The 22,291-nt window shown below is 67.7% G+C and carries 19 protein-coding genes and 1 pseudogene; 14 read left to right on the forward strand and 6 right to left on the reverse strand.

Features of this window, described 5'->3' with window-relative positions; translation table 11 throughout:
• Positions 1 to 23: 23 nt before the first annotated feature.
• From ACO07K_RS15575 to ACO07K_RS15590, 4 genes are read left to right on the forward strand one after another with little or no spacing between them, the layout of a single operon-like run.
• Positions 24 to 491 (forward strand): formate dehydrogenase subunit gamma, encoded by a 468-nt coding sequence (locus ACO07K_RS15575; protein ID WP_422029325.1) that lies wholly within the window; start codon positions 24 to 26, stop codon positions 489 to 491.
• Positions 488 to 2,044 (forward strand): formate dehydrogenase beta subunit, encoded by a 1,557-nt coding sequence (locus tag ACO07K_RS15580; RefSeq protein ID WP_422029327.1) that lies wholly within the window; start codon positions 488 to 490, stop codon positions 2,042 to 2,044. The genes ACO07K_RS15575 and ACO07K_RS15580 overlap by 4 nt, the downstream gene beginning before the upstream one ends.
• Positions 2,045 to 2,055: 11 nt before the next feature.
• A complete protein-coding gene (fdhF, locus tag ACO07K_RS15585; RefSeq protein ID WP_422029329.1) occupies positions 2,056 to 4,899 on the forward strand; it encodes a formate dehydrogenase subunit alpha in 2,844 nt (947 codons plus the stop codon).
• A 5-nt stretch (positions 4,900 to 4,904) separates the two neighbouring features.
• Entirely contained in the window at positions 4,905 to 5,135 is a 231-nt protein-coding gene (locus ACO07K_RS15590) for a formate dehydrogenase subunit delta (protein ID WP_422029331.1), read from the forward strand.
• Here ACO07K_RS15590 and ACO07K_RS15595 read toward each other — a convergent pair.
• Positions 5,125 to 6,282 (reverse strand): benzoate/H(+) symporter BenE family transporter, encoded by a 1,158-nt coding sequence (locus tag ACO07K_RS15595; RefSeq protein ID WP_422029333.1) that lies wholly within the window; start codon positions 6,280 to 6,282, stop codon positions 5,125 to 5,127. The two genes, ACO07K_RS15590 and ACO07K_RS15595, sit on opposite strands and share 11 nt — an antisense overlap.
• A gap of 132 nt (positions 6,283 to 6,414) precedes the next feature.
• Positions 6,415 to 7,658, reverse strand: a pseudogene (locus ACO07K_RS15600) (Zn-dependent hydrolase).
• A gap of 65 nt (positions 7,659 to 7,723) precedes the next feature.
• On the opposite strand from ACO07K_RS15600, the gene ACO07K_RS15605 reads away from it, so the two are divergent.
• The 4 genes from ACO07K_RS15605 to ACO07K_RS15620 all read left to right on the forward strand — a co-directional run bounded on the left by ACO07K_RS15605 (position 7,724) and on the right by ACO07K_RS15620 (position 10,619).
• On the forward strand, positions 7,724 to 8,011 hold the full coding sequence (locus ACO07K_RS15605; RefSeq protein WP_422029335.1) for a type II toxin-antitoxin system Phd/YefM family antitoxin: 288 nt from the start codon (positions 7,724 to 7,726) through the stop codon (positions 8,009 to 8,011).
• On the forward strand, positions 8,008 to 8,337 hold the full coding sequence (locus ACO07K_RS15610) for a type II toxin-antitoxin system RelE/ParE family toxin (RefSeq protein ID WP_422029337.1): 330 nt from the start codon (positions 8,008 to 8,010) through the stop codon (positions 8,335 to 8,337). Before ACO07K_RS15605 ends, ACO07K_RS15610 begins: the two co-directional genes overlap by 4 nt.
• Positions 8,338 to 8,405: 68 nt before the next feature.
• On the forward strand, positions 8,406 to 9,578 hold the full coding sequence (locus ACO07K_RS15615) for a CaiB/BaiF CoA transferase family protein (RefSeq protein ID WP_422029339.1): 1,173 nt from the start codon (positions 8,406 to 8,408) through the stop codon (positions 9,576 to 9,578).
• Positions 9,579 to 9,587: 9 nt separating this feature from the next.
• A complete protein-coding gene (locus ACO07K_RS15620; RefSeq protein WP_422029341.1) occupies positions 9,588 to 10,619 on the forward strand; it encodes a histone deacetylase family protein in 1,032 nt (343 codons plus the stop codon).
• Between the two features lie 9 nt (positions 10,620 to 10,628).
• On the opposite strand, the gene ACO07K_RS15625 is transcribed toward ACO07K_RS15620, so the two are convergent.
• Complete coding sequence (locus ACO07K_RS15625) at positions 10,629 to 11,471, reverse strand: MBL fold metallo-hydrolase (RefSeq protein ID WP_422029343.1); 843 nt, start codon at positions 11,469 to 11,471, stop codon at positions 10,629 to 10,631.
• Between the two features lie 199 nt (positions 11,472 to 11,670).
• Between ACO07K_RS15625 and ACO07K_RS15630 the strand changes: the two genes are divergently transcribed.
• The 5 genes from ACO07K_RS15630 to ACO07K_RS15650 are packed head-to-tail and all read left to right on the forward strand — an operon-like array spanning position 11,671 to position 18,041.
• Positions 11,671 to 12,453, forward strand: coding sequence for an ImuA family protein (locus ACO07K_RS15630; RefSeq protein WP_422029345.1), 783 nt, complete (start codon positions 11,671 to 11,673; stop codon positions 12,451 to 12,453).
• Positions 12,371 to 14,020 carry a Y-family DNA polymerase gene (locus ACO07K_RS15635; protein ID WP_422029347.1) on the forward strand — a complete coding sequence of 550 codons (1,650 nt, stop codon included), beginning with the start codon at positions 12,371 to 12,373 and terminating at the stop codon, positions 14,018 to 14,020. Before ACO07K_RS15630 ends, ACO07K_RS15635 begins: the two co-directional genes overlap by 83 nt.
• Before the next feature lie 13 nt (positions 14,021 to 14,033).
• Entirely contained in the window at positions 14,034 to 14,279 is a 246-nt protein-coding gene (locus ACO07K_RS15640; protein WP_422029349.1) for a FitA-like ribbon-helix-helix domain-containing protein, read from the forward strand.
• Positions 14,276 to 14,716, forward strand: coding sequence for a type II toxin-antitoxin system VapC family toxin (locus tag ACO07K_RS15645; RefSeq protein WP_422029351.1), 441 nt, complete (start codon positions 14,276 to 14,278; stop codon positions 14,714 to 14,716). Before ACO07K_RS15640 ends, ACO07K_RS15645 begins: the two co-directional genes overlap by 4 nt.
• A gap of 4 nt (positions 14,717 to 14,720) precedes the next feature.
• Complete coding sequence (locus ACO07K_RS15650; RefSeq protein WP_422029353.1) at positions 14,721 to 18,041, forward strand: error-prone DNA polymerase; 3,321 nt, start codon at positions 14,721 to 14,723, stop codon at positions 18,039 to 18,041.
• Between the two features lie 17 nt (positions 18,042 to 18,058).
• Here the strand turns inward: ACO07K_RS15650 and ACO07K_RS15655 are convergent, their stop codons facing one another.
• The 3 genes from ACO07K_RS15655 to ACO07K_RS15665 are packed head-to-tail and all read right to left on the reverse strand — an operon-like array spanning position 18,059 to position 21,152.
• Positions 18,059 to 20,518, reverse strand: a complete 2,460-nt coding sequence (locus ACO07K_RS15655; protein ID WP_422029355.1) for a ligase-associated DNA damage response DEXH box helicase — start codon at positions 20,516 to 20,518, stop codon at positions 18,059 to 18,061.
• Entirely contained in the window at positions 20,515 to 20,868 is a 354-nt protein-coding gene (locus ACO07K_RS15660) for a hypothetical protein (RefSeq protein WP_422029357.1), read from the reverse strand. Before ACO07K_RS15660 ends, ACO07K_RS15655 begins: the two co-directional genes overlap by 4 nt.
• On the reverse strand, positions 20,865 to 21,152 hold the full coding sequence (locus ACO07K_RS15665; protein WP_298307122.1) for a toxin-antitoxin system TumE family protein: 288 nt from the start codon (positions 21,150 to 21,152) through the stop codon (positions 20,865 to 20,867). The genes ACO07K_RS15660 and ACO07K_RS15665 overlap by 4 nt, the downstream gene beginning before the upstream one ends.
• A gap of 107 nt (positions 21,153 to 21,259) precedes the next feature.
• Between ACO07K_RS15665 and ACO07K_RS15670 the strand changes: the two genes are divergently transcribed.
• On the forward strand, positions 21,260 to 22,291 hold the full coding sequence (locus ACO07K_RS15670; protein ID WP_422029359.1) for a ligase-associated DNA damage response exonuclease: 1,032 nt from the start codon (positions 21,260 to 21,262) through the stop codon (positions 22,289 to 22,291).

A 22,291-nucleotide genomic window follows, 5' to 3' on the forward strand; every position in this document is an offset into this window, starting at 1 on the left:
TGCGCCGGAACGGGAGCGAAACGATGCCAGTGGCCTGGAACGAGCCGCAAGCCGCAGAAATCGTCCGGCGCCATGCCGGCCAGGAAGGTGCCCTGCTGCCGATCCTGCATGATCTGCAGGCGACCTTCCGCTGCATTCCGCCGCCCGCGGTGCCCTTCGTTGCCCACGCGCTCAATCTCACGCGCGCCGAGGTGCATGGCGTCGTCACCTTCTATCATGATTTCCGCGAAGCGCCGGCCGGCCGGCAGATGCTCAAGCTCTGCCGGGCGGAGGCCTGCCAGGCAATGGATGGCGAGCGCATCGCACGCCGGATCCTCGACCGCTTCGGCCTCGAGTGGGGCGCCACGACGCCGGATGGTCGGCTGACCGTCGAGGCAGTCTACTGTCTCGGCCTGTGCGCCTGCGCGCCCGCCGGCCTGCTCGACGAGGCGCCGATCGGACGCCTGAACGAGGACTCGCCGGACGAGCTGGCGGACGAGATCGGCGCATGACGCTCAGGATCTTCGTGCCGCGCGACGCCGCGGCCCGCGCGGTCGGTGCCGATCGCGTGGCGACGGCCATCGCCACCGAAGCGCGGCGGCTCGATCTCCCTATCGAGCTGGTGCGCACGGGCTCGCGCGGCCTGTTCTGGCTCGAACCGATGGTGGAGCTGGAAACCCGAGAGGGGCGTCTTGCCTTCGGGCCCGTGGCGCCGGCCGACGTGCCGGGCCTGCTCGTCCTCGGCCCGCAGGCAGCGAAATCCCACCCGCTCTGCCTCGGCCGGCCCGACGACATCCCCTTTCTGAAGCGCCAGACGCGCATCACCTTCGGGCGCTGCGGTGTCATCGACCCGCTGTCGCTGGCAGACTATCGCGCCCATGGCGGCTATCGCGGCCTCGCCCGCGCCCTTTCCCTCGGGCCTGCCGCCACGATCGAGGAAGTGGTCCGGTCGGGCCTGCGCGGGCGCGGCGGCGCGGGCTTCCCGACCGGCGTCAAGTGGCGGACGGTCGCCGACACCGATGCCGACCGCCGCTACATCGTCTGCAACGCCGACGAGGGCGATTCGGGAACCTATGCCGACCGGATGCTCCTGGAAGGCGATCCGTTCGGCGTGATCGAAGGCATGACGATCGCGGGCTTCGCCGCCGGCGCTGCCAAGGGCTTCGTCTACATCCGGTCCGAATACCCCGACGCCATCCGCGTGATGAGCGAGGCGCTGAACATCGCCCGTGCGAGCGGCTGTCTCGGCGCGGACGCCGCGGCCGGTGGCTTCGCCTTCGACATCGAGATCAGGGTCGGCGCCGGCGCCTATGTGTGCGGCGAGGAGACGTCGCTTCTCGAAAGCCTCGAGGGACGCCGCGGCCAGGTCCGCGCCAAGCCGCCGCTGCCGGCCCACAAGGGCCTGTTCGGCCGTCCGACGGTGATCAACAATCTCCTCACCCTGGCCTGCGTACCGGCGATCCTGGCCGACGGCGCCGAGCGATACGCTGCTCTTGGCACAGCCCGCTCGCGCGGCACCATGCCGATCCAGCTCGCCGGCAATGTCCGGCACGGCGGACTGTTCGAAACGGCCTTCGGCCTCACGCTGGGCGAGATCGTCGACGATATCGGCGCCGGTACGGCCAATGGCCGGCCGGTGCGAGCGGTCCAGGTCGGCGGCCCGCTCGGCGCCTACTTCCCGCGCGCGCTGTTCGACACGCCGTTCGACTACGAGGCCTTTGCGGCCCGCGACGGCCTGCTCGGGCACGGCGGCATCGTGGTGTTCGACGATCGCGTCGACATGGCCCGGCAGGCCCGTTTCGCGCTCGACTTCTGCGCCCTCGAATCCTGCGGCAAGTGCACGCCCTGCCGCATCGGCTCGGTGCGCGGCACCGAAACCATGGATCGCATCCTGAGGGGCGAGCGCGTCGCGGCCAACCTCGCCCTGATCGAGGACCTCTGCCAGACGCTCAAATTCGGCTCGCTCTGCGCGCTCGGAAGCTTCACGCCCTATCCGGTGATGAGCGCGCTGCGACATTTCCCCGAGGATTTCAGCCGCCCGCGCCTCGCCGCGGCAGCGGACTAGAGGACAGGCTCATGTCGTTCGTTCACGAGATCGACCATGGCACGCCCGCCAGCAACGCGCCCGCGACGGTCAAGCTCACCATCGACGGCCACGAGGTGATGGTGCGCGTTGGCACCTCGGTCATGCGGGCCGCCGTCGAGGCCGGCATCCAGGTGCCCAAGCTCTGCGCCACCGATTCGATCGAGGCGTTCGGCTCCTGCCGGCTGTGCCTGGTCGAGATCGAGGGCCGCAACGGCACGCCCGCCTCCTGCACGACGCCGGTCGCGTCCGGCATGGTGGTCTCGACCCAGACCGAGCGGCTGAAGCAGGTCCGCAAGGGCGTGATGGAACTCTACATCTCCGATCATCCGCTCGATTGCCTGACCTGCGCCGCCAACGGCGATTGCGAACTTCAGGACATGGCGGGAGCCGTCGGCCTGCGCGAGGTCCGCTACGGAGACCAGGGCGAGAACCATCTCGGCCAGGAGAAGGACGAGTCCAACCCCTATTTCACTTTCGATCCGTCCAAGTGCATCGTCTGCTCGCGCTGCGTGCGCGCCTGCGAGGAAGTGCAGGGAACCTTCGCGCTCACCATCCAGGGGCGCGGCTTCGAGTCCAAGGTTTCGGCAGGCATGGCCGAGAGCTTCATCGCCTCGGAATGCGTCTCGTGCGGTGCCTGCGTGCAGGCCTGCCCGACGGCCACGCTGATCGAGAAGTCGGTGATCGAGATCGGCCAGCCGGAGCACTCGGTGACGACGACCTGTGCCTATTGTGGCGTCGGCTGCAACTTCAAGGCGGAGATGCGCGGCGAGGAGCTGGTGCGCATGGTGCCGGCCAAGGACGGCAAGGCCAATCACGGTCATTCGTGCGTCAAGGGCCGGTTTGCCTGGGGGTATGCCCATCATCGCGAGCGCATCCTGAAGCCGATGGTCCGCGAGACCATCGATCAGCCCTGGCGGGAGGTGAGCTGGGACGAGGCCATCGCTCGCGTCGCCTCCGAGTTCAGGCGGCTGCAGCAGGCGCACGGCAAGCGCGCCATCGGCGGCATCACCTCGTCGCGCTGCACCAACGAGGAGACCTATCTGGTCCAGAAGCTGGTGCGCGGCGGTTTCGGCAACAACAATGTCGACACCTGTGCGCGGGTCTGCCACTCGCCGACCGGCTACGGGCTGAAGGCCACTTTCGGCACATCGGCCGGAACCCAGGATTTCGATTCGGTCGAAGAAACCGACGTCGTGCTGGTGATCGGCGCCAATCCCACCGACGCCCATCCGGTGTTCGCCTCTCGCCTCAAGAAGCGCCTGCGGCAGGGTGCCAGGCTGATCGTGATCGACCCGCGCCGCATAGATCTCGTGCGCACGCCGCACGTCGAAGCCGCCTTCCATCTGGCGCTGCGGCCCGGCACCAATGCCGCGATCCTCAACGCCCTCGCCCATACCATCGTCACCGAAGGCTTGGTCGACGATGCCTTCGTCCGGGAGCGCTGCGATCTCTCGACCTTCGAGGACTGGGCGGCCTTCGTGGCCGACTCGCGCAACAGTCCTGAGACGGTCGGGCCGGTCGCCGGTGTTGCCTCCGAGACGATCCGGGAGGCCGCCCGCCTCTACGCCACCGGCGGCAATGGAGCGATCTACTACGGGCTGGGCGTCACCGAGCACAGCCAGGGTTCGACCGTGGTGATGGCGATCGCCAACCTCGCGATGGCCACCGGCAACATCGGGCGGCCCGGCGTCGGCGTGAATCCCCTGCGCGGGCAGAACAACGTCCAGGGCTCGTGCGACATGGGCTCCTTCCCGCATGAATTTTCGGGCTACCGCCATGTCTCCGACGACGGCGTGCGCGGCACCTTCGAGGCGCTGTGGGGCCGGCCGCTCGATGCCGAGCCGGGCCTGCGCATCGGCAACATGCTGGATGCGGCGCTCGATGGCAGCTTCAAGGGCCTCTACGTCCAGGGCGAGGACATCCTGCAGTCCGATCCCGACACGCACCACGTGGCCGAGGCGCTGGCCGCCATGGAATGCGTCGTCGTGCAGGACCTGTTCCTGAACGAGACGGCGGCCTACGCCCACGTCTTCCTGCCCGGCTCGACCTTCCTCGAAAAGGACGGCACCTTCACCAATGCCGAGCGGCGCATCAACCGCGTGCGCAAGGTCATGACGCCGAAGAACGGCCTGGCCGACTGGGAGATCACGCTGGCGATCGCAAAGGCGATGGGCTTCGACATGCACTACGACCATCCCTCGCAGGTGATGGACGAGATCGCGCGCACCACGCCCACCTTTGCCGGCGTCTCCTACGAGTTGCTCGACCGCGAGGGCTCGGTCCAGTGGCCCTGCAACGAGCGCGCTCCCACCGGCACGCCGGTGATGCATGCCGATGGCTTCGTGCGCGGCAAGGGGTGCTTCATCGTCACCGAGTACGTGCCGACCGACGAGAGGGTCGGTCGGCGCTTTCCGCTGCTGCTGACGACCGGCCGCATCCTCTCGCAGTACAATGTCGGCGCCCAGACGCGGCGCACGGCCAACATCGTGTGGCACGACGAGGACGTGCTGGAAATCCATCCGCACGATGCCGAGGACCGGGGCGTGCGCGACGGCGACTGGGTGAGGCTCGACAGCCGCGCCGGCGGCACGACGCTGCGCGCCCGCGTCACCGACCGCGTGGCGCCGGGCGTCGTCTACACGACCTTCCATCACCCCGGCACACAGGCGAACGTCGTCACCACCGACAATTCCGACTGGGCGACCAACTGCCCCGAGTACAAGGTGACCGCGGTCCAGGTGGCGCCGTCGAACGGCCCGAGCGACTGGCAGCGCACTTACGACGCGCAGGCGGTCGCCCGCCGGCGCATCGCGGCCGCACCGGCGGCGGAATAGACGCGATGGAAGCCGCCAAGCTGGTGCGAATGGCCAACCAGATCGGCCAGTTCTTCGCCTCGCAGCGCGGCGCCGACCCGTCCATGGCCATCGCCGATCATCTGCTCAAGTTCTGGGAGCCGCGCATGCGGGCAGCCATCGTGGCGCATCTGGACGCGGGCGGCACAGGGCTCGAGGCGCCGGTGCGCGAGGCCGTCGCGCGTCTCAAGGCGGAGGCGTCCGGCCCTACCGCCTGAACAGACGCTCCAGAACCAGGATCAGCAGACCGAAGCACAGTCCCCAGAAGGCCGAACCGACGCCCATCAAGGTGACGCCCGAAACCGTGACGGCCAAGGTGCCCGTCGCCGCGAGACGGTCCTGCTCGCCGACCAGCGCGATGCCGAGGGCGCCCGCCGTCGAGCCCAGCAGCGCCGTGCCCGCGACCGTCGCAAGCAGGGCCGGCGGCAGTGCGCCGAACAGACCGACCAGCGAGGCGCCGAACAGGGCGATCAGGATCCAGAACACGGCGTAGAATGGCCCCGCCTTCCAGCGCTGCGCCGGATCGGGATGGGCGTCGGGACCGGTGCACAGAGCGGCCGAGATTGCGGCGAGGTTCGACGTGTGGGCACCGAGGAACGCCGTTCCGAGCGATGCCGCACCCGTCACCGCGAGGATGGGCTGCGTCGGCGGCTGGTAGCCCGAGCCGCGCAGCACCGCGAAGCCCGGCAGATTCTGCGACGCCATCGTAACCAGATAGAGCGGCACGCCGAGACCGACGAGCGTAGCCACGTCCCACGCGGGCGCGGTGACGACCAGGGTCGAGAGGCCGAGCGACGGCAACGGCTTCACGAGGCCGAGCGACCAGGCGAGCAGCGCGCCGGCGACCAGCACGATCAGCGAAGAAAGGGCGGGGAAGCGGATGCGCGCCACCAGGAACAGGGCGATCAGCGGAAGCACCAGCAGCGGTGCGGACGGCACATGCTCGACCATCGCCATGACGAGGCGCAGCAGGATGCCCGCCAGCATGGCGGCGGCGATGCTGGGCGGAATCTTGCCGATCAACCGGCCGAGCGGCTTCACCGCGGCCGTCAGCAGAATCAGAAGCGCGGCCAGGACGAAGGCGCCGACCGCCGCCGCGAAACTCGGCACGCCGGAGGTCGAGGCGATCAGCGCCGCGCCCGGCGTCGACCAGGCGGTGATGATCGGCATGCGATAACGCACGCTGAGCAGCAGGGCGCTGGCCGCCGTGGCGAGGCCGAGGCCGGAAACCCAGGAGCTTGCCTGATCGGGCGTCGCGCCGACGGCCTGCGCAGCCGCCAGCACGACCGGCAAGGTGCCGCCCACGCCGGCGATCGTCGCGACCAGCGCAGCGGCCGCGACGGATACGAGACCACCGGATTTCACGGGAGCACGCTTGCGGGGTTCAACCTTGGTGTCATCCCGAGCGCAGCGAGGGACCTTTCGCGACAGCGATCAAAGGTCCCTCGCCTGCGGCTCGGGATGACAAACTTCGTCGATCGATCGCCGTATGACACGTCAAGCAGCATTCGCGCGCTCGACCATTGCTTGCAATAGGATCTGCGCACCGGCACCGACGTCGCTCTTGCTGGCGTCCTCGATCTCGTTGTGGCTGACGCCGTCCTTGCAGGGCACGAACACCATGGCGGTCGGGGCGACGCGGCTGACATAGCAGGCGTCGTGGCCCGCCCCGCTCACGATGTCCATGTGCGGATAGCCCGCCTGCTCGGCGCCACGGCGCACCGCATCGACCAGCTCCTTCGCGAAGGGCGACGGCGGGAAGTACCAGATCTGCTCGATCTTCACCTCGAGCCGATGGCGTTTGGCGATGTCGGCCACAGCGGCGCGCATCTCGGTATCCATCTTCGTCAGCTCGCCGTCGTCGGGATGACGGAAGTCGACCGTCATGAAGACGCGGCCCGGGATGGTGTTGCGCGCCTGCGGCTGGCTCTCGATCACGCCGATGGTCGAACGTCCGTTGGGGCGGTTGCCGATGCGGCGGCACTCCACGATCAGCTCGGCGGCCCCGACCAGCGCATCGCGACGGCCTTCCATCGGCGTCGTGCCGGCATGGCTCTCCATGCCCGTCCAGTTGATCTCGTACCAGCGCTGACCCTGCGCGCCCGTCACGACGCCGATCGTCTTCTTCTCGCGCTCCAGGATCGGACCCTGTTCGATATGCGCCTCGAAGAAGGCGCCGACCGGCCGGCCGCCGACCGGTTCCTTACCGTCATAGCCGATCTGCCTCAGCGCCTCCCCGAAGGTCACGCCGTCGCGATCCTTGATCGACAGGGCATGCTCCAGCGTGAAGGCGCCGCCGAACACACCCGACGCGACCATCGCCGGCGCGAAGCGGCAGCCTTCCTCATTGGTCCACACGGCGACCTCGATCGGCGCGTCGGTGACGTAGTTCGAATCGTGCAGCACGCGCAGCACTTCGAGCCCCGCCATCACGCCATAGGCACCGTCGAATTTGCGCCGGTCGGCTGGGTGTCGAGATGGGAGCCGGTCATGATCGGCGGCCTGGCCGGATCGCGACCCTCGCGGCGGGCGAAGACGTTGCCCAGCTGGTCGACCTTGATGGTGCAGCCCGCCTCCTTCGCCCAGCGCACGAACAGATCGCGTCCCTGGCGGTCGAGATCTGTCAGCGCGATGCGGCAGACGCCACCCTTCTCGGTTCCACCGATCTGGCCGAGCTCCATCAGGCTCGACCACAGCCGGTCGTGATCCACGCGGAGATTGGGGCGGTCGGCGGTGGTCATGCGGGCTCCGTTGTCAGCAAGCCGTTAACAGACTAAATTCAGTCCAGGGTCAGGGGGACCCTACCATGAAATACTCCACCCGGATCAAGCCCATCAGCTACCTCAAGGCGAACGCTGCCGAGGTCGTGCGCGGCCTTGCCGCAAGCGGCGAGCCGATGATCATCACCCAGAATGGCGAAGCGACCGCTGTCATTCAGGACATCGCCAGTTACGAGGAAACGCAGGAGACACTTGCGCTCCTCAAAATTCTTGCCCTTGGCGAGCAGCAGGTCAGAGAAGGCAAGACCGTTCCCGCCGCGAAGGCGATGCGACGGTTCCGCGACCGGATCAAACGGGCAAGAGCGGGGGAATGAAGCGCTACACGGTGACACTGACCGAGCAGGCCCTTCTCGATCTCGACGACATTGCCCGCTACATCGCGCTCCACGACTTGCCCGAAAAAGCCGAGCACGTCGCCAATCGAATCGAGGAAGCCCTCGCGTCGCTGGCCAGCTTGCCGGACCGCGGACCATATCCGCGGGAGCTTATGACCATGGGCAACCGCAGCTTCCGTGAATTCCATTTCAAGCCATACCGCATCGTCTATCGCGTCTATGAGCGAGAGGTCGTTGTGTTCCTCATCGCGGATGGTCGTCGCGATATGCGTGCTTTGCTGGCCAGACGCCTGCTGGGCGCTTAGGCCGGCGCTGGCCGGATCGGTTGCGCGCCGCTATTGCTCGAACCTCACAACATTGGATGTGTACCCGCATGCTTCCGCTGTCCGATACGCTCGTTCTCGACCTGACGCAGGTCATCGCCGGTCCCACGGCCGGCCAGATGCTGGGCGACATGGGCGCCGACGTGATCAAGGTCGAGCCGCTGAACGGCGAGCACTTCCGGCCGCATTTCGGCGGCGCCTGGGTGCCGTCGATGAATCGCAACAAGCGCGGGCTGGCGATCGACCTGCGCAGCGAGGGCGGCAAGGACGTGCTGATGCGACTGGTCAAGAAGGCCGACGTGTTCATGGAAGCCTTCACACCGGGCGTGATCGACAAGCTGGGCTTCGGCTGGGATGTCGTGTCGAAGGTCAATCCGCAAACGATCTATGCCTCGATCTCCGGCTACGGCCAGACCGGCCCCTACTCGCCGCGTGCGGGCTACGATCCCTGCATCCAGGCCGAGATCGGCCTGATGGACGCAACCGGTCCTTACCAGGGTGAGATGTGCCGCGTCGGCACGGCGCCGATCGATTATTCGACCGGTCTCGCCTGCGCCGGCGGCATCGCCTTCGCGCTGCTGCAGCGGATCAAGACCGGCAAGGGCCAGCGCCTCGACCTGTCGCTGTTCGACGTCGGCATGCACATGATGAGCCACTGGATCACCAATCACGGTCTCACCGGCGAGAATCCGGAGCGCATGGGTACGTCGAACACGATCCTCTGCCCGCTGCGCGTCTTCCCGACCAAGACGCAGCCGGTGTTTGTGGCGGGCACCAACGACGCCTTCTGGCGCCTGCTCTGCACGGCGCTCGGCCGGAAGGACTGGCTCGACGACGAGCGCTTCAAGACCAATGCCGGACGCGTCGCCCATCGGGCGCTCCTCGAAGGGATGATCGAGGACTATTTCCTGCAGTACACGGCCGACGAGTTGCTCGAGCGGCTGATCCCCGCCGGCATGCCCTGCTCCGCCGCCTACAAGGTGAGCGACGTGATGGCGAGCGAGCATGCCAGGGCGCGCGGCAGCGTGCTGGAGATCGACTATCCCGGCATCGGCCCGGTGAAGTCGGCCGCCAACCCGATCAAGCTGTCGGCCGCGCCGGTCGAAACGCGGCAGAAGTCGCCCGGCATCGGCGAGCACACGGTCGAGATCATGCGCGAGGTGGGCTATAGCGATGACGAGATCGCCGCGCTGAAGTCGGCGAAGGCCATCGCGACCAGTTGAGGTCCCATCGTGAAGATCGTCTATTCCGAGAAGCACGCCCAACACGATCCGCAGCACTTCGTGGTGCGGGGCACCAAGCTGCGCAGCGCCGAGCAGCCTGAACGCGCCACCCTCCTGCTGGCCGCCGCCACGGAAGCCGGCCACACGATCGTGCCGCCGGGGTCATACGGTCCGGCGCCGGCGGCCACCGTGCATACGCCGGAATACCTCGACTTCCTGCAGATCGCGGCGCGCGAATGGGCGAAGCTGCCGGGTGCGGGTCCGGAAGTCGTGCCCAACGTCCATCCGGCGCGTGCCCATGCCTCCTATCCGAAGGCGCTGGCGGGCCGCGCCGGCTGGCATCAGGTCGACACCGGCTGCCCGATCGGGCCGCACACCTGGGACGCAGCCCTCGCCGCCACCGAAGTGGCTGCCACGGTCGCCGACATGGTGCTGGCGGGCGAGGCCCATGCCTACGCGCTCTGTCGGCCGCCGGGCCACCACGCCTATGCCGACATGGCCGGCGGCTTCTGCTTCCTGAACAACACCGCCGTGGCCGCACAGAGACTGCGGGGCAAGCACGAGCGCGTGGCGATCCTCGATGTCGACGTGCATCACGGCAACGGCACGCAGGGCATCTTCTACGAGCGCGACGACGTGCTCACCGTCTCGATCCACGCCGATCCCGACCATTACTACCCCTTCTTCTGGGGCCATGCGCACGAGCACGGTGCCGGCAAGGGCGAGGGCTTCAACCTCAACCTTCCGCTGCCGCTGGGCTCACCCGACGCGCCCTGGCTCGAGGCCGGCGACAAGGCCCTCGCACGCATCCGCGATTTTCAGCCGACGGCTCTCGTCGTGGCGCTGGGCCTCGATGCCAGCGAGAGCGATCCGCTGCAGGGCCTCAAGGTCACTGGCGCGGGCTTCCATGCCATGGCCGAGAAGATCGCACGGCTTGGTCTTCCGACCGTGCTGGTCCAGGAAGGCGGTTATCTCGGCGACGATCTCGGCCGCAACCTGGTCCAGTTCCTCGCGGGCTTCGAGAAGGGACGCGGCGCCTAGCGGTTCACGTCAGTCGCCGCCATTCCCGCCGACGACATAGACGGTGAGCTTCTCGGGCAGCTTGTCGTGGGCGACCTCGATGGTGCGGCGGTCGGGCCAGATGAAGACCGCGTCCTGGTCGGCCATCAGTTCCTCGAAGCGTGCGACCTGGCCGCGCCCCCAATAGTGCATCGGCAGCACGATGCGGGGCTGGATCTGGCGGATGACCTCGACCATCACCGGCAGGCCGACCGTGTAGGCGCCGTCGATCGGCACCATCAGCACGTCGATGCGGCCGAGTTCGTCGAGATGATCCCGGGTCAACCGGTGATGCAGGTGGCCGAGATGGGCGATGCAGAGATCGCCGATGGTGAAGGTGAAGATCGAGTTGCCGTTGATGCGCGCCGAGCCGCCGCCCCAGTCGCGCGCATTGGTCGGCAGGTTCGCGACCTTGAGGTCCTTGAGCGAGACGTCGTGGCGCGCCTCGGTCTGACCGGCCTCGTCCGGCCAGCCGCGCAGAACGTAGGTGATCCCGTCCTCGGGCTGGTCGGTGTAGTGCGTGGAATGCGCGTTGTTCATCGTCACGATGTCGGGCTTGCGGCCGAAACCGTTCAGCCCGTTGTAGTCGGTGATGGCGCGCACGCCCTGCGGCGTGTCGATCTCGAAGCTGGCATGGCCGAGGAAGGTGACGATGGCGCGGCTCGCGGTGTCCGCCGCCAGCTGCGCCCCGTCGAGCGAGGCCATCTGCACGCCGCGCCCCTGCAGGGTGGGACCGAGCTCGACCAGGTTCTTGGAACAACGCGCCAATGCCGGGCCGGCCAGAAGGGCGAAAGCGGTGGCGCACAGGGCAGCAAGGGACAGACGAAGAGTCATGGAGCCTCCGGGTCAGGATGGCAGCTTCTCCCCGGATGCACTCGATATGCCAGCCCTGAGTCCCGTTGACTCACGATTGTGAAGCAACTAGAACAAAACACGAACATTTAACCCACAGCCCATCCACCAGACCGAGGGGGCGATGCCGGTCATTTCCCCGAGTGCCTTTGCTCCTCCCGCTTCCGGGGCCGCCAACGATATGGCCGTTCCGCTGCCTGCGTCCTTGCGGGAAAAGGTGCGCCGGCTGGAAAGGTCCAACAGTGTCCGGCGCAGCGGCCGGGCCGCCTCGGTTCCTCTCGGGATCTCCGCCATCGACGCCCTGCTGCCCGAGGGCGGGCTGCTGACGGGTGCCCTGCACGAGATCGAGGCAGGGCCTGCCCCCTCCGGGCGGGTGGCGCCGCACGACGGTGCCGCGCTCGGCTTCGCCGCCCATCTGCTCGGTCGCTTCGGGCCCGGCACGATCCTGTGGTGCCGCCGTCCCACCGGCACGTTCGACGCAGCGCCCTATGCGCCGGCCCTGTCGGCGTGGTTCGACCCGGCGCGCCTGCTGATGGTCACGGCGCGGCGCGACGAGGATCTCTTCTGGGCGATGGAAGAAGGTCTGCGCTGTCCCGGTATCTCGGCCGTCGTGGGCGAGACGCGGGCGGCCGATCCCACGGCCGGCCGCCGGCTCTCGCTCGCGGCCGAGAAGAACGGCGTCCCCGCCCTGCTGCTGCGCGCCCAGCCGGCACCGCCGCAAAGCGTATGCGCGACGCGGTGGCGGATCGCCTCTGCCCCCTCCTGCTCGACGCCGGGCCTCAAGGATGTCGGCGCCCCGCGCTGGCGCCTCGAACTCAAGCGCAACCGCTTCGGCACGCCGTCCGCCGCGGAAACACCGTCCTGGCTCCTGGAGTGGAACGATGAAACGCATTGTCTCGCTGTGGTTCCCCAAGCTCTCCACGGATCGCCTGGCACGCGCTTCGAAGAAAGACTGGTCGGATAGGGCAGCCGCCACCGTCGTCTGGCGCGAGGGCTGCCCGCGCCTCGCCGCCGTCAATCCGCACGCCCGCGCCGCCGGCCTGCGCCCGCACATGCGGCTGGCCGATGCCCGCGCCCTGCTGCCCGACCTCGTCACGGTCGCCGGCGAGCCGCAGGCCGACCTCCGCCTGGTCGAGGCGATCGCGGCCTGGTGCGATCGCTACACGCCCTGGGTGGCGATCGACCCGATGGGTGGGGCGGTCGCCGATGACATCGCACGGGCCTGCAGCACCGGCGGCTTCGGCGGCGATGCCGGCCTGCTGCTCGACGTTACGGGCTGCACGCATCTCTTCGGCGAGGGCGAGCGCGGCGAGCGCGCGCTGCTGGCCGATCTCGTTACGCGCCTCGCCCGGCGCGATCTTTCCTGTCGTGCCGCGATGGCCGACACGGCGGGCGCGGCCTGGGCGCTGGCGCGTTTCGCCGAGCGCCAGGCCGATCTCTTCTGTCCGGTGCGCGGCCAGCGCGATGCGCTCGCGCCGCTGCCGGTCGAGGGGCTGCGTCTCGAGGCGCCGATCCTCGAAACCTTCCTGAAGCTCGGCCTGCGCCGCATCGGTGATCTCTATCCCATGCCGCGCGCACCGCTGGTCCGACGCTTCGGTGAGCAGCCGGTGCGCCGCATCGACCAGGCGCTGGGCCGGCTCGACGAGCCGATCGAGCCGCGTCGCCTGCCGCCCGCCTTCCGCACGCGCCTCGCCTTCGCCGAACCAATCGGCCGGAGCGAGGACGTCGCCGCCGCGACCAGCCGCCTGCTGGCCGCCCTCTGCCGCCAGTTCGAGCAGGCGGGCGTCGGTGCACGCCTGCTCGAGATTGCGCTCTACCGCGTCGACGGCTCGGTCGACCGCGCCTCGATCGGCACCAGCCGGCCCAACCGCGACAACCCGAAGCTGATGAAGCTCTTCGAGGAGAAGCTGGGCGAACTCGATCCCGGCTTCGGCGTCGAGCTGATGATCCTGTCCGCCCCCGAGGTCGAAACCTGGAGCGGCACACAGGATGCACTGCCCCATCAGGATTCGCCCACCGTCGCCTCGGGCATGGACGGCACGATCGACCTCGCCGACCGGCTGGCGCTGCGGCTGGGCGCGGAGAACGTCGTGCGGCTTCTGTCGCGCGACAGCCATCTGCCCGAGCGTGTCCAGGTCGCCGCCACCGTTGCAACGACGCCGGCCGCGGCGGGCGCCTGGCGCCGCGTCGCCAGCCTCAAGGGCGCACGGCCGACCCGCCTGCTGCAGCGGCCCGAGCCCGTCGAGGTCACCGCCTTCGTGCCCGACGATCCGCCCTCGGTCTTCCGCTGGCGCCGGCATGCCCATCGCATCGTGCGCGCCGACGGGCCGGAGCGGATCGCCGACGAATGGTGGCGTCCGCGACCCGACGGCAGCCGCCCGCCGGCCGGCACCCTGCCGCCAGTGCGTGATTACTACCGCGTCGAGGACGATGACGGTGGCCGCTTCTGGCTGTTCCGCGACGGGCCCTACAGGCTCGCCGCCACTGGTCAGCCGACGGCCCGCTGGTTCCTCCACGGATTCTGCGCCTGAAGGGGAGAGGGAAATGGATACAGCCACAGCACCCACCAAACGGGGCACCACGCTCACCATCCGCGGCCTCGATGTCGCGATCATCGAGCGGCTGAAGAACCATGCGCGCGCCAGGGGCCGCTCGCTCGAGGCCGATCTGCGCGACCTGCTGACCTATGCATCGGGCCAACCGCTGGTGGTCGATCCGCTGGAGGAAGCCGACCGCATCGCCGCCATGACGCCACGGGTGAGCGTCGCGCACAGGGGAGCGGACGCGTGATCGTCGTCGTCGATCCCGGCGTCGCCATCAAATGGTTCGTCGAGGAGCCGTTGCGGCCGCAGGCGCGCTCGTTGCTGGCCAACCGCCACGAGGTGATCGCGCCCGACATCCTGATCGCGGGCGTGGCCGAGCTGGCGTGGCAGAAGGCGACACGCGGCGAGATCACGATCGAGCAGGCCGAGCCCATCGTGCGCAACATCGCGCTGCCGTCGTTCATCTCGGCCTTCGTCGAATCGCCGCAGCTGCGCAATCGCGCCCTGGCCATCGCCCTGCAATGCGGCCGGCCCGTGCACGAGTGCTTCTATGCGGCCTGCGCCGAGGGGGCGAAGGCACCGCTTGTCAGCGCCGACGAAGAATTCCTGCAGGCCCTGAAGAGCAAGGGCATCCCGGTGCGCGGCGTGCCGCTCGCCCAGGCCGGCGAACTCATCGCTCCCTGATGCCATGGATTACGCCGAGCTCCAGGTCACGACCAACTACAGCTTCCTGCGCGGCGGTTCGCATCCGCAGGAACTGGTCGAACGGGCGATCGAGCTTGGCCATAGCGCCATCGGCATCACCGACCGCAACACCCTGGCCGGCGTCGTTCGCGCCTTCGCGGCGTCACGAGACGAGGAGAACCCGAAGGACCCCGCGAAGGACAGGATCAAGCTGCTGGTCGGAAGCCGCCTCGAAACACGCGACGGCTATTCGCTGCTCGCCTATCCGACCGACCTCGATGCCTACAAGCGCCTCTGCCGGCTGTTGACGCTGGGCAACCGGCGCACCGAGAAGGGGCAGTGCGACATCGGCTTCGACGATCTCGCCGAACATGCCGAAGGCCTGTTGGCGATCGTTCTGCCGCCACGCAAGCCGGAGGACCCGGCCTTCCGCGACCGGCTGCGACGCCTCGCGGAGTTGTTCGGCGACCGCTGTTACCTGGCCGGTACCATGCTGTTCCGGGGCGACGATGCGCGGCGTCTGGCCCAGCTCGACGATCTCGCCAGCGAGATGGGAATGAAGTTCGTGGCCACCAACGACGTGCACTATCACGTGCCGGAGCGGCGAGCGCTGCAGGACGTGGTGACGGCGATTCGGGTGGGCTGCACCGTCGAGGCGCTGGGCTTCCGCCGCTTTGCCAGTGCCGAGCGCCATCTCAAGGAGCCGGCCGAGATGGCACGCCTGTTCCGCCGTCATCCGCACGCCATCGCCGCCACGCAGGAGATCGCAGATCGCTGCACCTTCTCGCTGCGCCAACTCACCTATCAGTATCCGGTCGTTTACGAAGGGGGCGAAACCCCCATGGACAAGCTGAAGCGGCTGACCTGGGAAGGCGCGGATTGGCGCTATCCCGACGGCGTTCCCCCGGAGGTGGCCGGCACGATCCGTAAGGAATTCGCGCTCATCGATCTCAAGAATATCGCCCCCTACTTCCTGACGGTGCATGAGATCGTGGCGGAGGCGCGCAGGCGCGGCATCCTGTGCCAGGGCCGCGGCTCGGCCGCCAATTCGGCCGTCTGCTACTGCCTCGGCATCACGTCGGTCAATCCGGCCGAGACGGACGTTCTGTTCGAGCGCTTCCTGTCCAATTCCCGCGACGAGCCGCCCGACATCGACGTCGATTTCGAGCATGAGCGTCGCGAGGAGATCATCCAGTGGATCTACGATGAGAAGCACCGCTCCAAGGCCGCCCTGGCCGCCACGGTGATCTCGTTCCGCAGCCGCAGCGCCATCCGCGAGGTCGGCAAGGTGCTGGGCCTCTCGCCCGATACGGTGGGGGTGATGGCCGACACGGTGTGGGGCATGGGCTCGGGCGGCGTGCGGATAGAGCATGTGCGGGAAGCCGGCCTCGATCCGGTCGATCCGCGCATCATGCTGGCGCTCGAACTCTCGTCGGCCCTGTGCGGCTTCCCGCGCCACCTCTCCCAGCATGTCGGCGGGTTTATTCTCACTCAGGACCGGCTCGACGAGCTGGTGCCGATCCAGAACGCGGCAATGGAGAAGCGCACCGTCGTCGAATGGGACAAGGACGATCTCGATGTGCTGGGCATCTACAAGGTCGACGTGCTGGCGCTCGGCATGCTGACGGCCTTGCGCAAGAGCTTCACGATGATCGAGGAGCATTTTGGCAAGAAGCTGGATCTCAGCATGCGTCCGGACGATCCAAGCGTCTACGAGATGCTGTGCCGCGCCGACTCGGTCGGCGTCTTCCAGGTCGAGAGCCGGGCACAGATGTCGATGCTGCCGCGTCTCAAGCCCCGGGAGTATTACGACCTGGTCGTCGAGGTGGCGATCGTGCGGCCGGGGCCGATCCAGGGCGGCATGGTGCATCCCTATTTGAAGAATCGCGCAAATCCCGAGGCCGTCGTCTATCCGAAGACCGACCTGGAAGCGGTCCTGAAAAGAACCCTGGGCGTCCCGCTCTTCCAGGAACAGGCGATGCAGATCGCCATCGTCGGCGCCGGCTTCTCGCCGGAGCAGGCCGACAGGCTGCGCCGCGCCATGGCGACCTTCCGCCACAACGGCACCATCCACAAGTTCGAGAAGCCCTTCATCGAAGGCATGGTGGAGAACGGATACGACCGGGACTTCGCCGAGCGCTGCTTCAAGCAGATCCAGGGGTTCGGCGAATACGGCTTTCCGGAAAGCCATGCCGCGAGCTTCGCGATCCTGGTCTATGCCTCGTCCTACGTGAAGCACTACTATCCCGAGGTCTTCGCCGCGGCGCTGCTCAATTCGCAGCCGATGGGTTTTTATGCGCCCGCCCAGCTCGTGCGCGACGCACGCGATCATGGCGTCGAGATACTGCCGCCCGACATCAATGCCAGCGACCGGGACTACACCCTGGAATCGGGGAAGAACAATCGCTGCGCCCTACGCCTCGGCCTGCGCCAGGTGACGGGCCTTTCCGAGGAGGCGGCGGACAGGATGGTCGAACGCCGTGGCGCGACTCCCTATGGGGATCCCGCCGACCTGTGGCGGCGTAGCGGTCTCAGCAAAAAGCAGATCATCGCCCTGGCCCGCGCCGATGCCTTCGCGTCGCTCAGCCTCACACGCCGCGACGTGTTGTGGGCGGTGCGCGGCTTTGCGGAGGGGCAGCTACCCCTGCTCGACACCCAACCGCGGGTGCGCGACCTGGAACCCGCCGTCATCCTGCCCGGTCTCACCCTGGGCGAGCAGGTGGTGGACGATTACAGCAGCTTCTCCCTGTCGCTGCGCTCCCATCCGATGCAGCTGCTGCGGCAGACCTTCGCCCAGCAGGGGATTTCCAGTACCGAGGCACTGGGATCCGCCAGGAACGGCGACGTCCTCACCCTGGCCGGCCTGGTGCTGGTCCGCCAGAGACCGGGGACCGCCTCCGGCGTGGTGTTCGTCACCCTCGAAGACGAGTTCGGCATCGCCAACCTCGTGGTCTGGCCCACCGTGTTCGAAGCCTATCGCCGGGTCGTGATGGGCGCGCGCATGGTTGGCGTGCGAGGACGCATCCAGTGCGAGGGAGAGAAGCAGTACAAGGTGATCCACCTCGTCGCCGAGGAGATCTGGGACCTTTCGGCCGAACTCGATTCGATCTCCGAACTCGACCTGTTTCACCTGACCCATCCTCGCGGCGATGACGTCCGCAGCGATCCGGGAGACCGCCGGGTGAAGGTCGCGGAGGCCAATGCCACGCGCCACCGTTCCAGCAGGACTGTCCCCGCCAAGCCAAGCGCCAAGCCCGACTACGACCGCAGTCGCATCGTCCTCGATCGGCCGAAGATTCGCATCCAGAGCCGGGACTTCCACTGAAGCTGCTCCGACGTTCGTCAGAGACGCGTCGCCTCGTCGATCAGCTCCTGCGCGGCGATGTCCAGCAGTTCGTCCTCGGCGGTGCCGTCGAGCACGCGTTCCTTGCCGATCTCGAGCAGCACCGGCACGGCGAGCGGCGAGATGCGATCGAGGCGACGATAGACGATGCGGCCCTTGGCGCGCTTCAGCAAGTCGCCCAGTCGTTTCAGGTCGGCGAGCTGCCAGGCCGCGTCCTGCCTCGTGGCGCGCAGCAGGATGTGGTTGGGTTCGTGCTGGCGCAGCGTGTCGTAGATGAGGTCGGAGCTGAACGTGACCTGGCGGCGCGATTTCTCCTCGCCGGGGAAGCGTCGCTCGATCAGGCCGGCGATCACCGCGACGTTGCGGAACGAGCGCCGCAACATGCTGGATTCGTCCATCCAGGCTTCGAGATCGTCGCCCAGCATGTCCTCGTCGAACAGCTCGTCGAGCTGCTTCGGCGAGGCCGGCCGCAAGCCCCACAGGCCCAGCACATAGTCGGTCGCAACGAAGCCCAGCGGCCGCAGGCCCATGCGCTCCATGCGCCGCGTCAGCAGCATGCCGAGCGTCTGGTGCGCATTGCGGCCCTCGAAGCAATAGGCGACCAGGAACTGCTTGCCGCCCCTCGGGAAGCCTTCGACCAGCAGCTTGTCGGCCGGCGGCAGCATCGAGCGGAAAACCTGGATGCGCAGCCACTCCTGCACTTCGGCCGGCAGCTTGGGATGCTTCAGCGGATCCTGCAGGATCCCGCGCACCCTCGCGGCCAGGAAGGTCGAGAGCGGCAGACGGCCGCCGCCATAGGCCGGCACCTTGGGATCGCCGCTGAAGGCCGGCGAACAGATCGCCGCCAGTTCCTTGACGCCCTCGAAGCGCAGCAGGCGGCCGGCGAACACGAACGTATCGCCCGGCACCAGCCCCTGCACGAAACCCTCCTCGACCTCGCCCAGCACCGCGCCGCGCCGCAGTCGCACCTTCATCAGGGGCAACTCGACGATGGTGCCGACATTCATGCGGAACTGCTTGGCCACCAGCGGCGAGGCCAGCATCCAGCGCCCGTCGGGAAGCTGCTTCAGCCGATGCCAGCGATCGTAGGCCGCGAGCGCGTAGCCGCCGGTCGCCACGAAGTCGAACGTATCGTCGAAATCCTGGCGCGGCAGGTCGCGATAGGGCTGCGCGCGGCGCACCTCGGCGAAGAAGGCCTCGCGGTCGATCGGCTGGGCGCAGGCGGAGCCCACGATGTGCTGGGCCAGCACGTCGAGGCAGGGCGGCCGCGGCGGATCGCCGTCGAGTTCACGCGCCTCGATCGCTTCGAGCGCCGCCAGCGATTCCAGCACCTCGAAGCGATTGGCCGGCGCGATCATGGCGCGGCTGGGTTCGTCGAGCCGGTGGTTGGCGCGGCCGATGCGCTGCATCAGGCGGCTGACGCCCTTGGGCGCGCCCATCTGGATGACGAGGTCGACATCGCCCCAGTCGATGCCGAGATCGAGCGACGAGGTCGCGACCACCGCGCGCAATTTGCCCGCCGCCATCGCCGCCTCGACCTTGCGGCGCTGCTCGACAGCCAGCGACCCGTGATGCAGGCCGATCGACAGATTGTCGTCGTTGATCCGCCACAGCGCATCGAACGCCAGCTCCGCCTGGGCGCGCGTGTTGACGAAGATGATCGAGGTCTTGTGCTGCCGGATGATGTTGTAGATCTCGGGCACCGCATGGCGCCCCATATGGCCGCCCCACGGCAGCCGCTCGTGCGCGTCGATGATCGACACGACCGGCGGCGCGCCGGGTTCGCCCATCACGATCTCCACCGGCTCGTCGCGCAGGTTCAGGAACCCGGCGAGTTCCGGCGGATCGGCCACTGTGGCGGACAGGCCGACGAAGCGGGCCTGTGGCGCCAGCGTCGCCAGCCGCGACAGGCAGAGCGCCAGGTGATGGCCGCGCTTGCTGGTGGCGAAGGCGTGCAGCTCGTCGATGATCACGCATTTGAGGCTGGCGAAGAACTTCGCCGCATCGAGATAGGAGAGCAGCAGCGCCAGCGATTCCGGCGTCGTCATCAGCAGGTCGGGCGGCCGCTCGCGCTGGCGCAGACGCCGGCTCTGGGGCGTGTCGCCGGTCCGGCTCTCGGCGCGCACCGGCAGCTGCATCTCGGCCAGTGGCTGTTCGAGGTTGCGGCGGATGTCGGTCGCCAGCGCCTTGAGCGGCGAGATGTAGAGCGTGTGCAGCTCCCCCTGCCCCTTCTTGTAGGCGAGATCCTGGCCGGCCTGCCGCCGCTCGGTGAGTTCGATCAGTGACGGAAGGAAACCCGCCAGCGTCTTGCCGCCGCCGGTCGGCGCGATCAGCAGCGCGCTCTTGCCCTGCCGCGCCAGATCGACGAGTGCCAACTGGTGCGGCCGCGGCGCCCAGCCGCGACTTTCGAACCAGCGTGCAAACAGGTCGGGAAGCAACTGTGCCGCAACCAACCTCAAGCCGCTCTGGCAATCTCAAAGTCGACGTGAATCAGGTCGAACGGACATGAGACGCCCGAGGCCTCTCGCTCAAAGATGCCCAATTCGACCAGAGTAGCCACATCCTCATGCACACGCTTAACATCGCGCTTGGATTGGCGTGCCAGCTCTCTAATCGAGATCGCGCCCTTTCCTTGCAAAGCACCGATGAGGTCCCATCGCCGCTCAGTGAGCTTGGAAAAGAAAACAGCAGCCGTCTCAAAATGGAGTTCCTCACCCTGGTAATTCTTGCTGGCCGCCTTGCGGGCTGCGGCTCTCAGGCTGGATTTCCAATCTTGCTTTAGCCGGATGGTTAAGGTGCGCTTCGTCATCTTTGCCTCCGAATGGCATCGACCTCACTGATGAAATCCTCGATCATCTGCTCGACCGACGTGAACCGGTAAACCGTCTCGTGGCCCATGACGTGCTTATGGTCTCCCTTGCCACGTTCGTTGTCGAAGCCGACGACCCGTTTCCCTTCGACGACATAAGCCGCACGATACTTGAAATCATGCCGGCTTGGCGGCACAGGGACTGGAACACGCCACACAACGAATTCGATAATGTCTCCTTCAGCGGTAACCGTCTTGGAGCGAACGATCAGCGTGGCGTTCATTGTGTTGGCAAAAATGCCAACACCTGGGAATGTTGTCAAACTCGCCAGCACCCCCTGCATAACATGCGGGAAGCCCCATATCTGTGGGGGAGGATGCATCAGTAGCCATGGCAATCACGACGGCAACCGAGACCCTGAATCCCCGTACGTGGCTCTATCCGACGCCGCGCGGCCTGTATTGCGAACCGGGCGATTTCTATATCGATCCGGCGTTTGCCGTGCCGCGTGCGGTGATCACGCACGGGCATGGCGACCATGCGCGGCCGGGCCATCGCAAGGCGCTGGCGACGCCGGAGACGCTGGCGATCATGCGCACGCGCTTCCAGGACATGCCCGACACCGACCAGCAGGCCCTGAAATACGGCGAGAGCGTGCGCATCGGCGATGTCGAGGTCGGCTTCGCGCCGGCCGGTCATATTCTCGGGTCGGCGCAGGCAGTGCTGGCATACAAGGGCCAGCGCATCGTCGTGTCGGGCGACTACAAGCGCCGGCCGGATCCGACCTGTCCGCCGTTCGAGCCCGTACCGTGCGACGTGTTCATCACCGAGGCGACCTTCGCGCTGCCGGTCTTCCATCATCCCTCCGATGCCGGCGAGATCGGCAAGCTGCTGCGCTCCGTCGACACGTTCCCCGAGCGCACTCATCTGGTGGGCGTCTATGCGCTCGGCAAGTGCCAGAGGGTCATCCGCCTGCTGCGCGAGGCCGGCTACGACAAGCGCATCTGGCTGCATGGTGGCCTCCTGTCCCTGTGCAAGCTCTACCAGGATCATGGCGTCGATCTTGGCGATGTCGCGCCCGTCTCCGAGGCGATCCTCGAGACGTTCAAGGGCGCCATCGTGCTCTGCCCGCCCTCGGCCCTCGCCGACCGTTGGTCGCGGCGCTTCGCCGAGCCGATCGCCGCGGTGTGTTCGGGCTGGATGAACGTCCGCGCGCGCGCCCGGCAACGCGGCGCCGAACTGCCGCTGGTGATCTCCGATCACGCCGACTGGCCGGAACTCACGCAAACCCTGAAGGATGTCGGCGCGCCGAAAGTTTGGGTGACGCACGGCCGCGAGGAGGCGCTCGTCCACTATGCACGCGGTCTCGGCATCGACGCCGAGGCGCTGCACCTCGCCGGCCGCGAGGAAGAGGAGTCCTGA

The sequence above is a fragment of the Reyranella sp. genome (genome assembly GCF_965228225.1).
Classification (GTDB): domain Bacteria; phylum Pseudomonadota; class Alphaproteobacteria; order Reyranellales; family Reyranellaceae; genus Reyranella.